Genomic DNA, 15,230 nt, shown 5'->3' on the forward strand with positions numbered 1-15,230 from the left:
TGCCGGCCCTCGTCACATGCGGTCGATCTCGCCCAGGTCGAGGTCGAGGTCGAAGGGGACGGTGAGCTTCAGCCGGTCGTGGTGCAGCCCGGTCAGGGCGTAGAGGCTGGTGGCGGGGTCGAGCTCGTAGACGTAGACGACCGGCTTGCCCCCCTGCTCCTCGACCCGCCAGAAGTGCGGGATCCCGGCCTCGGCGTAGAGCACCGGCTTGCGCCTGCGGTCGCGGACGGAGGACTCGGGAGAGACCACCTCAACTGCCAGGATCACGTCCTGCGCGTGGAAGAAGGTCTGCCCGTGGTCTCTGATGGCGCTGGCCGACACGACGCAGAGGTCTGGCTCGGGCCGCTGGGACGGGTTGAGGATGACGCTCATCTCCCTGCGGACGCGGTAGTCCGCCGGCGCCGCGCGACGCATCTCGCCTTCCAGAAGCGACACGACGCACATGTGGAAGGAGGCTTGGGGGCTCACGAAAACCAAGCTTCCATCGATCAACTCAGTGTGCGCAGGCAAATCCGGAATGTGATCGAGGTCTTCTGCCGTGAAGCCTCGTGGAGGCGGGAAGACCCAATCGGGCAGTGAGGGAGACGTCATCTCAACGTTCACCGCTTCGGCAGTCATGACTCAACGCTACCAATGTAGTGCGTTCACGCTGTGTAAAAGAACGCATACGAATTGAGCCTGAGAGAATCGGTGCATGACGCAGTTGCTGGTGTTCGGGGAGCGGGAGGATGCCGAGGAGGTGGCCGAGACGCTGGGGGAGTGGTTTCCCGGGCTCGGGGTGCCGCGCGTGGTGCGGGAGACGCTGGCCGGCGAGGACGACGCCGAGGACGCCCAGTGGGTGGTGGCCGTCGAGGGGCTCGACCCCGAGGCGCTGGCCAAGGTGGACGAGCTCGTCGAGCGGTACGGCGGCTGGCGCGAGGCGGGCTGAGCACCGCCCGCCCCGCGCGCACCCGCGCGCACCCCGCGCGCACCCCGCGCCCGCCCTCTGCGCCCGCCCTCTGCGCCCGCCCCGCGCTCAGCCGGTGCGCGGGGCGGTGGTTGTGCCGCCCGGTCTCACACCGGGCTGACCTCGCGGCGGGCCTTCTCGGCCAGGGCGTGCTCGTCGGTACGGGCGTCGTAGCGGCGGAAGCCGGGCAGCGCCGCGGCCAGGGCGAGCACCGCGCCCACGCAGAGCAGCCCGCCCGCCCCCAGCGAGAAGCGCACACCGCCCAGGTTGGCCATGAGGCTGGCGCGGGCGTTGCCCAGCATCGGGCCGCTGGCGTAGGAGAGCAGCTCGATGCCCGCCAGCCGGCCGCGCAGCTCCTGCGGGATCGTCTGGTTCCACATGGTCGAGCGGAAGATGCCGCTGATCATGTCGGCCGCTCCGGCCAGCGCCATGAACAGCACGACGAACCAGATGTTGGGAGCCAGCGCGGTCAGGGCCACGGCCGCGCCCCACAACGCCGCCGCGATGATCACGCCCAGGCCGTGCCGGTGCACGCGGGCCGCCCAGGCCCCGGTGAGCGAGGCGATGAGCGCGCCGACCGCGCCCGCCGAGTACAGCAGCCCGAGCGCCTGCGGCGCGCGCAACTGGTCGGCCAGGAACGGGAACAGCGCCGTGGACATGGCGAAGATCATGGCCGCCATGTCCACCAGGTACGTCCCCATGAGGTCGCGCCGGCCCACCGCGTACCGCACGCCCTCGACCAGCGACCGCAGCGACGCGGGCGCGGCGTCCTCGCCGGCCGGCAGCGACCGGATCCGCCACAGCAGCACCAGCGAGAGCACGAACGTCACCGCGTCCACCGCGTACGCCGCCGCCGGCCCCGCCGAGGTCACCAGCAGGCCGCCCAGCGCCGGGGCCACGATGGCGCCGAAGTTCCAGCGCAGGCTCGACAGCACCGCGGCCGCCCCCTGCTGGTCGTGCTTGACGACCTGCTGGAAGACCGCCTCCATGCTGGGCCGCTGGAGGGAGGCGACACCGGTGGAGATCGCGCCCATCACGTAGAGGACCCAGATCTGGGGCTCCGGCAGCAGGGCGTTGACCATGAGGGCGAGCGCGGTGACCAGCAGGCCCGCCTCGCTCAGTACGATGATCTTGCGGCGGTCGAGGGCGTCGGCGATGGCGCCGCCCCAGAGCCCGCACACCACCATCGGCACGAACTCCGCCAGGCTGACCAGCCCGACCGCCAGGTAGGAGTCCGTCAGCTCCTTCATCTGGTAGGGCACGGCCACCGCGGAGATGAAGGTGCCGAACATTGTGATGACCCCGGAGATGAACATCAGCCGGTAGTCGCGCGAGTCGCGCAGCGGGCCCACATCAATGCGAAAGTGACGAAGAAGACTTTTTACTCGGTCAGGCACGACCTTAGATTGTCCGGGGCGGCGGCGCCGCGCCGCAAATCGTTTTCGCAGATCGCGGACGCGCCGGAGGGCCCCGGGGGAAGAACCCCGGGGCCCTCCGGCGGGCCGGTCGGTGACCGTCTCACGTGGCGTCGGATGGCGTCGGATGGCGTCGGATGACGTCAGGTGGCCGTCAGATGGTCGTCAGGCGGCCGGGGCCTTGTCCAGGAAGCCCAGCACCCGGCGGATCCTGCCGTCCTCGGCCAGCTCCACGACGTCGAAGCCGACGGCCACCGGCTCCCCGCCCGCCGGGCCGAGGTGCCAGGTGAAGCGGGCGATGTGGTGGTGGGCGTCGTACACCTCGCCCGGGGTGAACACCAGGCCGGGGAACATGCCCTGCGCGCCCTCGATGACGGCGGCGATCGCGTCGTGCCCGGCCACGTCGGCCAGCGGGTCGGTGTAGGTGCCGTCCTCGGTCCACAGCGCTGCCACGGCCTTGGCGCGGGCGTCGGCGTCGGTCTCGTTCCAGGCGGCGACGTAGCGCTCGACGAGGGCGTTGTCCATGATCGTCATCTCCTTGTGAGTCAGGTGTTCTTCTCAGTGAGGTGTTCTACTCAGCGGGCCTTGCGCAGGCCCATGATCTGCAGCTCGGCGAAGGCGGCCACCACGAGCGCCTGGGCGAGGGCCCACACCGCGCCGACGGTGGTGAGCTCCAGGGCGCCGGTCACGACGGCGGCGACGCTGCCGAGGGTCCAGGCGATGTTCAGGGCGATCACGCCCTTGACGGCGGCCCGGCCGGCATCGGGGCGGGCGGCCAGCAGGCCGACGGCCACCCCGTACGCCAGCAGGAAGGCGCCGATCCCGCGCAGCAGTCCCGCGTCCGGGCCGAGCAGTCCGGCGACGGGCCCGGCCAGGACGAGGTAGGCCAGGCCGTTGCCGCCCGTGACGACGGCGTCGGCGGCCAGCGCGAGACGCAGGAACCTGGTCTTGTCGGCGGTGACGGTGACGGCGGTCATATCGGCCTCCTTGAAGTGGCTTGCACTGCTTGCGACACCTCGAAGATGTCAGCCACGGGGTAGGAGCCGCGATTACGCGCCAGGTAAGAGCAGGACAGGGCATGCGGCCTGACCTGCGGGAACGCCGGTAAAATTCGTCGGCGGCGGCCACTTGCGGCCGCCGCCGGGAACGACCCGCGGCCGGGGACCGGCCGCGGGGAGGATCAGGACCGGGAGGTGCCGAGGACCTCGCGCCGCAGGTGGGTCTTGAGGATCTTGCCGCCGGGGTTGCGCGGCAGCTCGTCGTCGCGGAACCAGACGTGTACCGGGATCTTGAACTTGGCCAGCCGGCCCGCCAGGAACTCCTGCAGCTCCTCCGGGGTGAGCGACGCGCCCGGCTTGAGCCGGACGACCGCGCCGACCTCCTCGCCCAGCTCGTCGTGCGGCACCCCGATGACGGCGGCGTCGTCCACCGCCGGGTGCTCGAACAGCGCGGCCTCCACCTCGGCGCAGTACACGTTCTCGCCGCCCCTGATGACCATGTCCTTGGCGCGGTCCACGATGTAGACGAAGCCGTCCTCGTCGATCCTGGCCAGGTCGCCGGTGTGCACCCAGCCGTTCACGAAGGTCTCGGCCGTGGCCTCGGGCTTGTTCCAGTAGCCGAGGATGACGTTCGGGCCGCGGATGCACAGCTCGCCGACCTCGCCGGGGGCGAGCTGGCCGCCCGCGGGGTCCACCACGCGCACGTCCACGACGGGGGAGGGCAGGCCGATGCTGTCCGGCTTGGCCTGGTAGTCGGCGCCGCCGTTGCCGATGGCCAGGGCGCTGGTCTCGGTCATGCCGTAGCCGTTGGAGGGGGCGCGGTCGGGGAGGTTCTCGGTGATGCGCTCCAGCAGCTTGGGCGGGGCGGGGGCGCCGCCGTAGCCGAGGGTGGACAGCGACGACAGGTCGTACTTGCCGAAGTCGGGGTGGGACATGAGCTGCCAGGCGTTGGTCGGCACGCCGATCATGGCGGTGACCTTCTCCCGCTCGATGAGGCGCAGCGCCTGCTCGGGGTCCCACTTGTACATGAGGACCAGGCCGCCGCCGCTGAACATCGTCGTGGTCATGGCCGAGAAGCAGCCGGTGACGTGGAACAGCGGCACGGTCAGCAGCGTGATCTTGCGGGTGCCGGCGGCGGTGCCGACGTCCTTGCCGGCCATCGCGACCGCGCGCATGAGGCCGTAGGCGACGGTCATGGGGGCCTGGCCGATGTTGCGGTGGCTGCCGAGCGCGCCCTTCGGGTTGCCGGTGGTGCCGGAGGTGTAGAAGATCGTGGCCGGGTCCTCGGGCGACAGCTCCACCTCGGGCAGTCGCACGTCGGCCGCGACCTCGCCCATGACGTCGGCGAACGCCCGCGCCCCCGCCCCCGGCTCGCCCCGGGTGACGATCATGGGCACGCCGGTGGAGGCCAGCCGGGTGGCCCGCTCGCCGTCGGCGATGAGCACCTTCGCGCCGGAGTCGTGCACGCCGTAGGCCAGCTCGCTCTCCGTCCACCAGGCGTTGAGCGGCACGGCGACGGCTCCGGCGGCGAGCACGGCGGAGAACGAGATCACCCATTCGGGGTAGTTGCGCATGGCCACGGCGACCCGGTCGCCCTTGCGCACGCCGTACTCGTCCACCAGGCGGTTGGCCAGCGTCGCGGCCCGGCGGAAGTGGTCCTCGAAGGTGATGTGCTCGTCCTCGTAGACGAGGAAGACCTTCTCGCCGTGGAAGCGGCTCATCTCCAGCAGGGCGCGGAAGTGCGTGGGCGCGTGCTTCCACGTGCGTACCCCGGTGTCGCCTATCTCCTCCATCTCGAAGAGCTGGCCGGGGCCGGTGAGCTGGGCCTGGACCTGGGCGTGCGTAAGGGACATCTGCAGAACGCTCCCCGCCTTTGGACGATTATTCTGGATAAATCACAGTACCGACCGGTCAGTACGTTGCGCTAGGGCCGCCCTCCCGATGAAAATTTCATGGGAACGCCGATACTTTCAGCCTCCAAGCTGCTGCTTTAGCCGCCGATGAGCGCCGGCATTGACCCTCCAAGGGCATGTCAATACCGTCTGCGATGCGATCCACGAGGGATCGAAACTTTCGGATCGATTGCCCGCACCCGGAGGGTAGATGTCCGTCCTTTCGTCCGCGCTCGTCAGAGTCCTCACCTTGCTGGGGGTCGCCGCAGCGTTCCTCCTGCCCACCACGGCGGCCGACGCTTCCGCGCCGCTGCGCACGCACGCCGCCGCCAAGGGCAAGTTCATCGGCACGGCGCTCGCCACCAGCCAACTGGCCAACGAGGCCTCTTACCGCACCATCGCGGCCCAGGAGTTCAGCCAGGTCACCGCCGAGAACGCGATGAAGTGGGAGTCCACCGAGCCCAACCCGGGCCAGTTCACCTTCTCCGGCGCCGACCAGATCGTCAACTTCGCCACCCAGAACAACCAGCAGGTCCACGGCCACACGCTGGTCTGGCACCAGCAGACGCCCGGCTGGGTGCAGAGTCTCGGCGCCACCCAGATGCGCTCGGCGATGCAGAGCCACATCGCGCAGGTCGTCGGCCGCTACGCCAGCAACGCCACCGTGACGTCGTGGGACGTCGTCAACGAGGTCTTCGACGAGAACGGCGGCTGGCGCTCCTCGTTCTGGTACAACACGCTGGGCCAGAGCTTCGTCGCCGACGCCTTCCGCGCCGCCCGCGCCGCCGACCCCGACGCCAAGCTGTGCATCAACGACTACAACGTCGAGGGCATCAACGCCAAGAGCACCGCGATGTACAACCTGGTCTCCTCGCTGCGCCAGCAGGGCGTGCCGGTGGACTGCGTGGGCTTCCAGAGCCACCTCTCCATCCAGTACGGCTTCCCGAACGACATGCAGCAGAACATGGAGCGCTTCGCCGCGCTCGGCGTCCAGGTCCGCGTCACCGAGCTGGACGTGCGCATGCAGATGCCGCGCAGCAGCAGCAAGGACACCACCCAGGCCACCTACTACCGCAACGTCGTCAACGCCTGCCTGGCCGTGACCGCCTGCGCCGGCGTCACCATCTGGGGCTTCACCGACAAGTACTCGTGGGTGCCGGACACCTTCTCCGGCGAGGGCGCCGCGCTCATCTACGACGAGAACTACCAGCAGAAGCCGTCGTACACCGCCGTGCACGACGCGCTGGCGGGCGGCACCCCGACCGACACCACCCCGCCCAGCACGCCCGGCACGCCGACGGCCGGCACGGTGACCTCCAACTCCGCGGCCCTGACCTGGACCGCCTCCACCGACACCGGCGGCAGCGGCCTGGCCGGCTACAACGTCTACCGCGAGCAGGGCGCCACCGACACGCTGCTCGGCCAGAGCACCGGCGCCTCGATCACGCTGACCGGGCTGAGCCCCAGCACCCAGTACCAGGTGTACGTGCGGGCGCGCGACGGCGCGGGCAACCTGTCGGCCAACTCCGCGCTCGCCACCTTCACCACCGAGTCCGGGCCGGGCGGGGGCGGCGGCTGCACCGCGGCCGGCACCGTCCAGACCCAGTGGGGCGGCGGCTACGTCGTCCAGCCGGTGACCGTCACCAACACCGGCACCTCCGCTATCACCGGCTGGACGGTCACCTTCACCCTGCCCGCCGGGCACACGCTGGTCGGCTCCTGGAACGCCGGCGTGACGGTGAGCGGCCAGACCGTCACCGCGAAGAACGCGAACTACAACGGCAACCTGGGCCCGAACGCCACCACGTCGTTCGGCTTCCAGGTCGCGCGGCCCAGCGGCGACACGCAGACGCCCTCCGGCTACACCTGCGCCTGACCCGCCTGACCCGCCTGACCGGCCGGTCCGGCCCCGCGTACGCCCCCGGGTGGTCTGCCGCCGCCCGGGGGTCACGGGTCCAGGGTGACGCCCTCGCGGCGCAGGTCCTCGATGATGCCCTCCACCAGGCGGGTGGCGACCGTGTGCCGCAGGCGGCCCTCCTCGCGCAGCTCGCGCACGGCCGGCACCGGGTCGGGGTCGGCGAACAGCCGCTCGTCGGAGTGGTCCGCCGGGCGGCCGGTCGGATCGACCGTCCACCAGGACGCCTCCAGAGCGATGCCGTTGGGGTCGCTGAAGTAGATCGAGCGCAGGAAGCCGTGGTCGATGACGTCGGTCACCTCGCAGCCGTGCGCCTTCAGCCGGTCGCGCATGCGGTGCAGCGCGTCCTCGTCCGGCAGGTGCAGCGAGAGGTGGTCGAACTGGGCCGCCCGCGCGTACGGGACGCCGGCCGGTTTGGCGAAGCTGTCGAGCGGCTGGTCGGCGTACTCGAAGAAGGCGATCGTGTTGCCCGGCGCGACCTCGAAGAAGTAGTGCCGGAACGCGGGGACGGCCAGCGTGGTGACCAGGCGGGCGCCGAGGACGCCGTGCCAGAAGCGCACGGTGGCGTCCATGTCCGCGGTCACGAGGGCGAGATGGTGCACGCCACGCCAGTGCACCGGATCGGATGTATCGGCCATTCCCTAATTGTACGCCTTTCAACTATTTGTGGTAAGGGGCGGTAATCCGGAGAGTCCTTTCGGAAATACAATTTTCCCATACGTCATTGGGTCTCCCTTTTTTCACCGTATTTACTTACGATCACAGCGAACCGTCAAGATCGAGGAAGGGATCGCTCATGACGATCGAGATCAGAAAGGTCGAGGAGATCGAGACCACCGGCAACAGCAACAGCTGCTGACCCACGTGCCATGGGGCCTCCTGCGCCTGCCCCCGGAGCAGGAGGCCCGCCCGCGTATCCGGAAGACCCCTGATGCCGAAGATTCAGGTGAACCCCGCCTTCCCGCTGTTCGTGGACGACGCGCGTGAGCGCGTGCGGCTCGGCGACTTCCCGCCGACCGGGCAGATCCTCGACCCCGCCCCGCCGCCCCTGCGCCGCCTCGTGCGGCTGTGCGCCGAGGCCCCCGTCGAGCAGGCCGAGCTGTACGAGCTCATCGGCGACGTCCCGCCCGAGGAGATCGACGCGGCCGTCGAGCAGCTGCGCGCCGCCCGCGTCCTGGTCACCGCCGACGACCTCGACCTGCTGGCCGCCGACCCCGAGCTGTCGAGGTTCGCGCTGTTCCTGGCCATGTTCCATCCCGCGCGGGAGGCCGCCGCCGCGCTCGCCGGGCTGAAGGACCGGCACGTCGCGGTGCTCGGCGCGGGCGCGATCGGCGGCGGCGTGGCGCTCCAGCTCGCCACCTCCGGCGTCGGCCGGCTCACCCTCCTCGACGACGACCGGGTCGAGCCCAGCAACCTGCACCGCCAGCACCTCTACACCCCGCGCGACGTCGGCGAGCCCAAGACGGCCGCCGCCGCGCGCCGGCTCGCCGAGCACCGCCCCGGCCTGGAGGTCCGCCAGCTCCGCCGGCGCATCACCGGCCCCGATGACGTCCCGACCGACGCCGACCTGGTGGTCAACACCGTGGACACGCCGCAGCCGCACATCCGCCGCTGGGTCAACCTGGCCTGCGTCCGGGCCGGGACGCCGTTCGTCACCGGCGGCTTCAACCAGCACGTCGGCCTGCTCGGCCCGCTCGTCGTGCCCGGCAGGACCGGCTGCCTGGCCTGCCAGGAACGCGCGCTCGCCGCCCGCTACGGCTCGGCCACGCTGCCCGCGGGCGACAACCCCGGGCGGACGATCCCCTCGTTCGGGCCGCTGTGCGCGATCGTGTCCGGGATGCTGGCCGCCGAGGTGATCCGGCACCTCACCGGCACCGGCGCGCCCGCCGTCGAGGGCCGCGCCGTCTGGCTGGACCTGCTCACGCTCACCACCACGACCTGGGAGTTCGACCGGTCCGGCGGGTGCGGGGTGTGCGCGTGACGGCGGCCCAGGACGTCCGGGCCGACCTGTCGTTCCTGTCCGTGGTCGCCGACGGCCCGGACGACTACGTGATCGGCAACGGCGAGACGTTCGTCAACGTGCCCGGCGTCGCGGTGGCCGTGATCCGGGCACTCGACGGCACCAGGACCGCCGCCGAGGCCCGCGCCCGCGTCCTGGCCGAGCGGGGCGAGGACGTGGACGTGGCCGCGTTCGTGGCCGGGCTGGAGGGCGCCGGGCTGCTCGCCCGCCCGAGCCGCCCGCCCAACCTCTGGGACCGCGTCCGGCCCGGCCACGTCGCCTGGCTGTTCTCCCGGCCGGCCGACGCCCTGCTGGCCCTGCTGACCGCCGCCGCCGTGGCCGCCGCGCTCGCCGACCCCCGCGTGCTGCCCAGCCTGTCGTCGCTGGTGTGGGGGAACGGCCTGGCCTTCACCGTCGCGTTCGCGGCCGGGTCGTGGCTCCTGGTGCTGGTGCACGAGCTGGGCCACGTCGCCGCCGCCCGGTCCCTGGGCGTGCGCGCCGAGCTGTCGCTCGGCACCCGCATGCAGTTCCTCGTCGTGCAGACCAGGATCACCGGCATCTGGGCGGTGCCGCGGCGGCGGCGCTACCGGGCGTACCTGGCGGGCATGCGGGTGGACTGGTTCCTGGCGTGCGCGGGGGCGTGCCTGCTGTACGTCGCCGACCTGCCCGCGGTGCGGCTGGTCATGGTGATCTGCCTGTCGCAGATCGCCTGGCAGTTCCTGTTCTTCATGCGGACCGACGTCTACTACGCCCTCGCCAACGCCGCCGGGGACAAGAACCTCATGGCGGACGCGCAGGCGTACCTGCGGGCCGTGCTGCGGCGCGAGCGGCCGCCCGCCCGGCGCAGCGTGCGGGCCTACGCCTGGTTCCTGGTCGCCGGGCGGGTGCTCGGGCTGGCGTTCTTCGCCCTCTACACGGTGCCGATCACGGCCGAGGTGTGCCGGCGCTCCCTGGCCGGGCCGCCGGGCTGGCAGCCGGTCGCCACCCTGGCGCTGGTGGCGGCGGGATGGCTGCTCTACCTGTACGTCCTCGGCCGCCGGGTGATCACCTCACGCCGCCGCCGACAGCAGGCCGTGTAGCGCCGCGCCGAACTCGGCCGGCAGCCGCAGGTAGCCCACGTGGTCGCCGGGCAGCTCCGCCACCTCCGCCCGCAGCCGGCGGGCCAGCGCGAGCGTGCAGTCGCGGATGGGCCCGCGGGTGTCCGCGCCGCAGGCGGGCACGAGCGGGAGCGGGCGCAGCGCCGCCGCGTCGGGGACGTAGCGCGAGAAGGGCAGCTGCTCGTACAGCAGGCTCGTGCCCAGGTTGGCCTTCATCCTGGTCAGCATGGCCCGCACCCACTCCGGCAGGCGCGGGTCGGGCTCGGGCGGCGCGGCCATGCCGGTCTCCTCGCCGAGCCTGCGCGCGGCCGGGCCGACGCCCTCGCTCCGGCACAGCTCCGCCGTCTCCTCCGACAGCCTGAGCCACCGGCCCGCGTCGGGCAGCAACCCGAACGCGGGCGGCTCGTGCGCCACCAGCCGCCGGACCCGGTCGGGGCACCGGGCCAGCAGGTCGAGGCCGATCAGGGCGCCGGAATGGCTGGCGAACACCAGCGCGGGCGTCCCGCCCGAGGCGTCGAGCAGCCGCAGGGCGTCGTCGGCGTGCTCCTCGACGCGCTGCTCGCCCGGCGGGCCGGACAGCGGGCTGCGGGTGAAGCCGCGCCGGTCGTAGGTGATGACCGTGTAGCGGGCGGCCAGCGCCTCGGCGAGCGGTGCCGCCATCGCCGCGTCCGAGCCGCCGCCGAGGATCGTCAGCAGGACCGGGCCCGAGCCGCGTACCTCGTAATAGAGCTCGGCGCCCGGGACGGGGAACATTCCGGAGCCCATGTTCTCCTCCGGTCCTTCGGAATGGCGGTGAGCCACTTTAGAACGCCGGCCCGCGGCCGCCAAGTCTCCTCTTTTTTGAAGAAGAAATCGCGATTTCCGGAAATTGGGCGTATTTCGGCGGTCAGCCGGCGGGCCTCGTTCCCGTCGCGGCCCGCCGGCTGCGCTCGACGACCTCCTCCGTCGTCAGCGGCGCGCGGGGATGCCAGCTCAGGCACATCGGCGCCCGCAGCTTGGCGAACGAGCCGCCCTCCGGCGCCACGTAGAACTCGCCCGCGCCCAGCCGCGAGACGTCCGGCACGTCGCCGCCCTTGGCGCGGGCCATGTCCCGGGCGGCGGAGATCTGGATCGGGGCGTTCAGCAGGCCGAAGAGCTGGGTGGAAGAGTTGCCGGGGATGTGGTTGTGCAGGCCCTTGGGCGCCTGGGTGGCGAAGACCAGGCCGAGGCCGTACTTGCGGGCCTGCGAGGCGAGCAGCAGCGTGCTGCGGGTGGAGGCCGCCGCGCCGACGGCCGGGGCGAAGGTCTGCGCCTCGTCCATCACCAGCAGCGCGCCCAGCGGCCGGTCCTGGACCGGATGCCGCTTGAACCAGACGAACAGCTCCATCTGGAGCTGGCTCACGAAGCTCTGCCGCTGCTCCAGGCCGGGCAGCCCGGCCAGGTTGATCACCGACACGCGGGCCCGGCGCCCCTCCGGCGGGGTGATCAGCAGGCCCGGGTCCACGGGCTCGCCCACGCCGCCGAACAGCGGATCGTTGTCCATGGCGGCCGTCAGCGACTGGGCCAGGCCGGCGGCGATGCGGCGGGCGTCGGCCAGCTCGCTCACCCCGTCGGGCAGGTCCGACAGCAGCGCGGCCAGGCCCTTCAGGCTCGTGCCGCCGCGGCGGCCGTAGTACGCCAGGGCCTTGCGCAGGACGGCCTGGCCGAGCTGCGCCCTGCTCGTGTTGGCGGCCAGCCGGACGCGCGGCACGATGAACTCGGCCGCGGCCTCCACCGCCTCGGCGAACTCGTCGGGGTCACCGGCCAGCCCGGCCAGGTCCGGCAGCGGCTGGAAGCTCAGCGGGCGGCCGCCCGCCCGGCCCGGCGTCCAGACGACCACGTCGGTGCCGGCCAGGTAGCGGGCGGCCCTGCGCGCGTCGTCGCCGTGCCAGCCGGGCGGCGGCTCGGGCCAGGGGTCGCCCAGCCTGGCCAGGTCGTTGTTCGGGTCGAGCACGATGGCCGGGACGCCGAGCAGCGCGCACTCCTCGACCAGGCGCCGGATGAGCACGGTCTTGCCGGACCCGGAGCCGGCGAAGATCGTCACGTGCTTGCGCAGCGCCTCCAGCTCCACGCCCACCGGCGCCCTGTCGGCGACCCGCCGCCCGAGCGGCAACCACGACCGCGACGCCCACCCGGAACCGGCCCCGGAACCGGCCCCGGAACCGGCCCCAGAACCGGCCCCGGAACCGGCCCCGGAACCGGCCTCGGGACCGGCGGCGGGGCCGGCGGCCGGGCGCGCCGCCGCGGCCCGCGCGATGGCGGACGGCGCGGCCGACGGCGTCCGCACGGGAAGCCCCGGGACGCGCGCGGGCAGGGTCGCGCCGGGCAGGGTCGCGCCGGGCAGGGTCGCGCTGGGCGGAGCGGGCGGCGCGGGCGCTGGAGCCGGGGCGTCCGCCGCCGCCGGTGCCGGCGTACCTGCCGAGGCCGGTGCCGGGGCCGGGATGCCCGCCGGGGCCGGGGCGCCTGCCGGGGTGGGGGTGGTCCGGGGGGCGGAGAGGGCGTCGGTCAGGAAGCTCACCTCGGTGGTCGGGCGGCGCGCGGCCAGCCAGGCCGCCAGGCCCGGCGGGTTCTCCTCCCGCAGCGCCTTGAGCGCGGCCAGCACCCGCAGGTCGCGCTCGCCGTACGCCAGCGTGCGCCCGCCGGCCCGCTCGAACGCCGCGATCGTCTCCCGCGTCGCCGTGCCCTTCGACCACGGCAGGTTGCGCAGCAGGAACAGCCGCCGCTTCGGCACCTCCGCGTCCAGCCCTGCCGCCACGCACGCCCTGCGCACCCGGTTGAGCGCCGCGTTGCCGTGCTCGGCGGTGACGGCGCGGAAGGCCCAGTGGACCTCGTCCTCCCTGGCCTCGTCGAGCGTGCGCCGCAGCCGGGCGTGCAGCGGCGGCTTGGAGCTGGGCGGCGGGTCCACGCTGTAGGCCGCCCCGACCTCGCCCTGCTCGGCGATCCACGCCGACAGCCCGGCCGACAGCAGCGCCGGCATCACCACGTCCTCGGAGAACTGGTCGATCTCCGGCGCCGGTACGGCGTCGCGCAGCCGCGCGTAGCGGGCGTCGATCGCCCGCAGCTCGGCGGCCGGGACGGGCGGCCGGGCCGGGGGTGCGGCCACGTCCTGGAACCGTTCCAGCTCCCTGACCACGCCGTCGCGCAGGCAGCCCTGCACGTGCCGGTCGATCTCGATGAGCAACTGCCGGGGGGTGAACCCGGGCGCCTGCTCGAACGCCTCGGGCCGCACCGGCCAGGTCGGGTGGGGCGGCTTGACGCCGGCCGCCTCGTACAGGACCTCGAAGCGCCGGGCCACCAGCCGCCGGGCGGTGTCCGGGTCGGAGACGGTCATCAGGCGGACCGGCCGCCGGAAGCGGTCCTGGACGGTGTCCACGGCGACGTTCTCGACGAGCGCCCAGGTCGCGGGGATGCAGGAGACGACGGTCAGCGTCCGGCGGGTGACCTCGCGCAGCTCCATGAGGCCGCCCGCGATGCGCTCGATCGTCAGCCGCTCCTGCCGCGAGCGGATCACGTCGTGCGCGCTGGCCGTCGAGGACTGGGCGACGAGGGGGTCGATCTGGTCCACGGCGACGACCGTGGGGCCGGTGAGGGCGAGCAGGCGGGAGACGTCCCTGACGATCTCCTGCGGCGTGCGCTCGACCTGGCGGATGCCCCAGCGGGCCCGCTCCCCGGGCTCCTCCTCCGGCGCCGAGGACAGGAACGCCTCGCCGAGGTCCTGCAGCGCCTGGTCCTCGGCGGCCAGCAGCACCAGCGCCCGCGCGGTGTCCTGCGCCTGGCCGCCGACGTGCCGGTCCAGGCGGCGCAGGGCGGCGATGAAGGCGTCCAGCTCCTCCCTGGTGACCGGGCGCTTGCCGCAGATCGCCCGCCGCGCCATCCGGGTCAGGCCGGCCCGGGCGGCCAGGCGGGACAGGAACGCCGTGCGCTGGCTCTGGCCGTCCTCGCCCTCCCGGTTGAGGCTGTCGAGGAGGGAGACGACCACGCTCTCCCAGAAGCCCTTGGCGCTCAGCAGGCCGACCAGCACGAAGTAGCCGCCGGCGCGCTGCGTCTCCTCGCGGAGCCAGCCCAGCAGGTGCGTCTTGCCGGTGCCGCGCTGGCCCTGCAGCACCAGCCCGATCGGGCTGGAGTCGGGCGTGGCGGCGGTCTCGGCCAGCCCGGCGAGCAGGGACCGCGCCGAGTCCGGGTGCAGGCCCTCCACGTGGAAGGCGGAGTGCCGCCAGACGTCGTCCGCGCTCGCGGTGTAGTTGATCCGCAGCGCCGCGAGGGCGTCCACTCCCAGGACGGTCATGCGGCGCCGATCCACAGCAGGTGCTTGGCCTGGTTGCCGATCACCACCGCCGCCTCCCGGTCCTCGGGCGTGAGCGTCTTCTGGTTGGACTCGGGGACGAGGTCCACGTCCGGCAGCCGCTCCATGCGGACGAGGGCCGCGTCCACCTCGGCCCTCGGGACGCCGCCGAGCAGCGGCCGCAGCTTGGCCAGGCTCACCCAGCCCGCGCCGCCGGGCACGGCCAGCCCGGCGTAGGCGCGGCGGATGCGCTCCTCGACGTCCGCGGACCCGGCGGACCCGGCGGGCTCGGTGGGCTCGGTGGGCTCTGCGGGCTCGTCGGGCTGGAAGACGTCGGCCAGCCGCTGGTCGGTCCGTCGCAGGTAGCGGGGGAGCCAGTCGAGCAGGGCCCGCGCGATGGCGCCCGAGGAGCCGGTCTGCGGCGGCACCGCGCCCGCGCGCAGGTCCTCCTGCAGGCGGGCCCAGCCGGCGTCGGTCAGCAGGTGCAGGTAGGCCCGCCCCTCCCGGCGGCTGTCCACCAGCCGCAGCTCGTTGAGCCTGCGCCGCTTGGAGCCGTCGATGGTGAGCCGGTGGCGCTCCTTCAGCTCGGTGTTGGAGACCTCGCGGGCCTCGACGGCCAGCACCAGCAGGGCGGTGAACTCGGGCAGCGAGAGCGCCTTCTCGGGCAT

At 72.9% G+C, this 15,230-nt stretch carries 13 protein-coding genes; 4 read left to right on the forward strand and 9 right to left on the reverse strand.

What is annotated here, in order from left to right; translation table 11 throughout:
* Positions 1–12 precede the first annotated feature (12 nt).
* Positions 13–591, reverse strand: coding sequence for a Uma2 family endonuclease (locus AB0H75_RS38630; protein ID WP_367804800.1), 579 nt, complete (start codon positions 589–591; stop codon positions 13–15).
* Between the two features lie 103 nt (positions 592–694).
* Between AB0H75_RS38630 and AB0H75_RS38635 the strand changes: the two genes are divergently transcribed.
* Entirely contained in the window at positions 695–928 is a 234-nt protein-coding gene (locus tag AB0H75_RS38635; RefSeq protein WP_367804711.1) for a hypothetical protein, read from the forward strand.
* Positions 929–1,053: 125 nt separating this feature from the next.
* Here AB0H75_RS38635 and AB0H75_RS38640 read toward each other — a convergent pair whose 3' ends face one another.
* From AB0H75_RS38640 to AB0H75_RS38655, 4 genes are all read right to left on the reverse strand, one after another.
* Positions 1,054–2,298, reverse strand: coding sequence for an MFS transporter (locus tag AB0H75_RS38640; RefSeq protein ID WP_367804713.1), 1,245 nt, complete (start codon positions 2,296–2,298; stop codon positions 1,054–1,056).
* Between the two features lie 228 nt (positions 2,299–2,526).
* Positions 2,527–2,886: a nuclear transport factor 2 family protein gene (locus AB0H75_RS38645; protein WP_367804715.1), complete on the reverse strand. Its 360-nt coding sequence runs from the start codon at positions 2,884–2,886 to the stop codon at positions 2,527–2,529.
* Positions 2,887–2,936: 50 nt separating this feature from the next.
* On the reverse strand, positions 2,937–3,338 hold the full coding sequence (locus tag AB0H75_RS38650; RefSeq protein ID WP_367804717.1) for a hypothetical protein: 402 nt from the start codon (positions 3,336–3,338) through the stop codon (positions 2,937–2,939).
* Positions 3,339–3,541: 203 nt separating this feature from the next.
* Positions 3,542–5,212, reverse strand: coding sequence for a class I adenylate-forming enzyme family protein (locus tag AB0H75_RS38655; RefSeq protein ID WP_367804719.1), 1,671 nt, complete (start codon positions 5,210–5,212; stop codon positions 3,542–3,544).
* A gap of 250 nt (positions 5,213–5,462) precedes the next feature.
* On the opposite strand from AB0H75_RS38655, the gene AB0H75_RS38660 reads away from it, so the two are divergent.
* Positions 5,463–7,127 carry an endo-1,4-beta-xylanase gene (locus AB0H75_RS38660; RefSeq protein ID WP_367804721.1) on the forward strand — a complete coding sequence of 555 codons (1,665 nt, stop codon included), beginning with the start codon at positions 5,463–5,465 and terminating at the stop codon, positions 7,125–7,127.
* Positions 7,128–7,198: 71 nt separating this feature from the next.
* On the opposite strand, the gene AB0H75_RS38665 is transcribed toward AB0H75_RS38660, so the two are convergent.
* On the reverse strand, positions 7,199–7,804 hold the full coding sequence (locus AB0H75_RS38665; RefSeq protein WP_367804723.1) for a VOC family protein: 606 nt from the start codon (positions 7,802–7,804) through the stop codon (positions 7,199–7,201).
* Positions 7,805–8,097: 293 nt separating this feature from the next.
* On the opposite strand from AB0H75_RS38665, the gene AB0H75_RS38670 reads away from it, so the two are divergent.
* Both AB0H75_RS38670 and AB0H75_RS38675 read left to right on the forward strand, forming a co-directional pair.
* Positions 8,098–9,147, forward strand: coding sequence for a TOMM precursor leader peptide-binding protein (locus tag AB0H75_RS38670; RefSeq protein ID WP_367804725.1), 1,050 nt, complete (start codon positions 8,098–8,100; stop codon positions 9,145–9,147).
* Positions 9,144–10,244: a hypothetical protein gene (locus AB0H75_RS38675; protein ID WP_367804727.1), complete on the forward strand. Its 1,101-nt coding sequence runs from the start codon at positions 9,144–9,146 to the stop codon at positions 10,242–10,244. The genes AB0H75_RS38670 and AB0H75_RS38675 overlap by 4 nt, the downstream gene beginning before the upstream one ends.
* On the opposite strand, the gene AB0H75_RS38680 is transcribed toward AB0H75_RS38675, so the two are convergent.
* From AB0H75_RS38680 to AB0H75_RS38690, 3 genes are all read right to left on the reverse strand, one after another.
* Positions 10,215–11,027 (reverse strand): alpha/beta hydrolase, encoded by an 813-nt coding sequence (locus tag AB0H75_RS38680; protein WP_367804729.1) that lies wholly within the window; start codon positions 11,025–11,027, stop codon positions 10,215–10,217. The genes AB0H75_RS38675 and AB0H75_RS38680 overlap by 30 nt on opposite strands.
* Positions 11,028–11,148: 121 nt before the next feature.
* Positions 11,149–14,565, reverse strand: coding sequence for a DUF87 domain-containing protein (locus tag AB0H75_RS38685; protein WP_367804731.1), 3,417 nt, complete (start codon positions 14,563–14,565; stop codon positions 11,149–11,151).
* Positions 14,562–15,230: a hypothetical protein gene (locus AB0H75_RS38690; RefSeq protein ID WP_367804733.1), complete on the reverse strand. Its 669-nt coding sequence runs from the start codon at positions 15,228–15,230 to the stop codon at positions 14,562–14,564. The genes AB0H75_RS38685 and AB0H75_RS38690 overlap by 4 nt, the downstream gene beginning before the upstream one ends.

It is taken from the genome of Nonomuraea sp. NPDC050783 (assembly GCF_040802095.1).
Lineage (GTDB): Bacteria > Actinomycetota > Actinomycetes > Streptosporangiales > Streptosporangiaceae > Nonomuraea.

Excerpts from the sequence above, each read along its gene's own strand:
- AB0H75_RS38630 (WP_367804800.1), bottom strand. The coding sequence starts at position 591 with ATGACGTCTCCCTCACTGCCCGATTGGGTCTTCCCGCCTCCACGAGGC.
- AB0H75_RS38635 (WP_367804711.1), top strand. The coding sequence starts at position 695 with ATGACGCAGTTGCTGGTGTTCGGGGAGCGGGAGGATGCCGAGGAGGTG.
- AB0H75_RS38645 (WP_367804715.1), bottom strand. The coding sequence starts at position 2,886 with ATGGACAACGCCCTCGTCGAGCGCTACGTCGCCGCCTGGAACGAGACC.
- AB0H75_RS38650 (WP_367804717.1), bottom strand. The coding sequence starts at position 3,338 with ATGACCGCCGTCACCGTCACCGCCGACAAGACCAGGTTCCTGCGTCTC.
- AB0H75_RS38655 (WP_367804719.1), bottom strand. The coding sequence starts at position 5,212 with ATGTCCCTTACGCACGCCCAGGTCCAGGCCCAGCTCACCGGCCCCGGC.
- AB0H75_RS38660 (WP_367804721.1), top strand. The coding sequence starts at position 5,463 with ATGTCCGTCCTTTCGTCCGCGCTCGTCAGAGTCCTCACCTTGCTGGGG.
- AB0H75_RS38665 (WP_367804723.1), bottom strand. The coding sequence starts at position 7,804 with ATGGCCGATACATCCGATCCGGTGCACTGGCGTGGCGTGCACCATCTC.
- AB0H75_RS38670 (WP_367804725.1), top strand. The coding sequence starts at position 8,098 with ATGCCGAAGATTCAGGTGAACCCCGCCTTCCCGCTGTTCGTGGACGAC.
- AB0H75_RS38680 (WP_367804729.1), bottom strand. The coding sequence starts at position 11,027 with ATGGGCTCCGGAATGTTCCCCGTCCCGGGCGCCGAGCTCTATTACGAG.
- AB0H75_RS38685 (WP_367804731.1), bottom strand. The coding sequence starts at position 14,565 with ATGACCGTCCTGGGAGTGGACGCCCTCGCGGCGCTGCGGATCAACTAC.
- AB0H75_RS38690 (WP_367804733.1), bottom strand. The coding sequence starts at position 15,230 with ATGCCCGAGAAGGCGCTCTCGCTGCCCGAGTTCACCGCCCTGCTGGTG.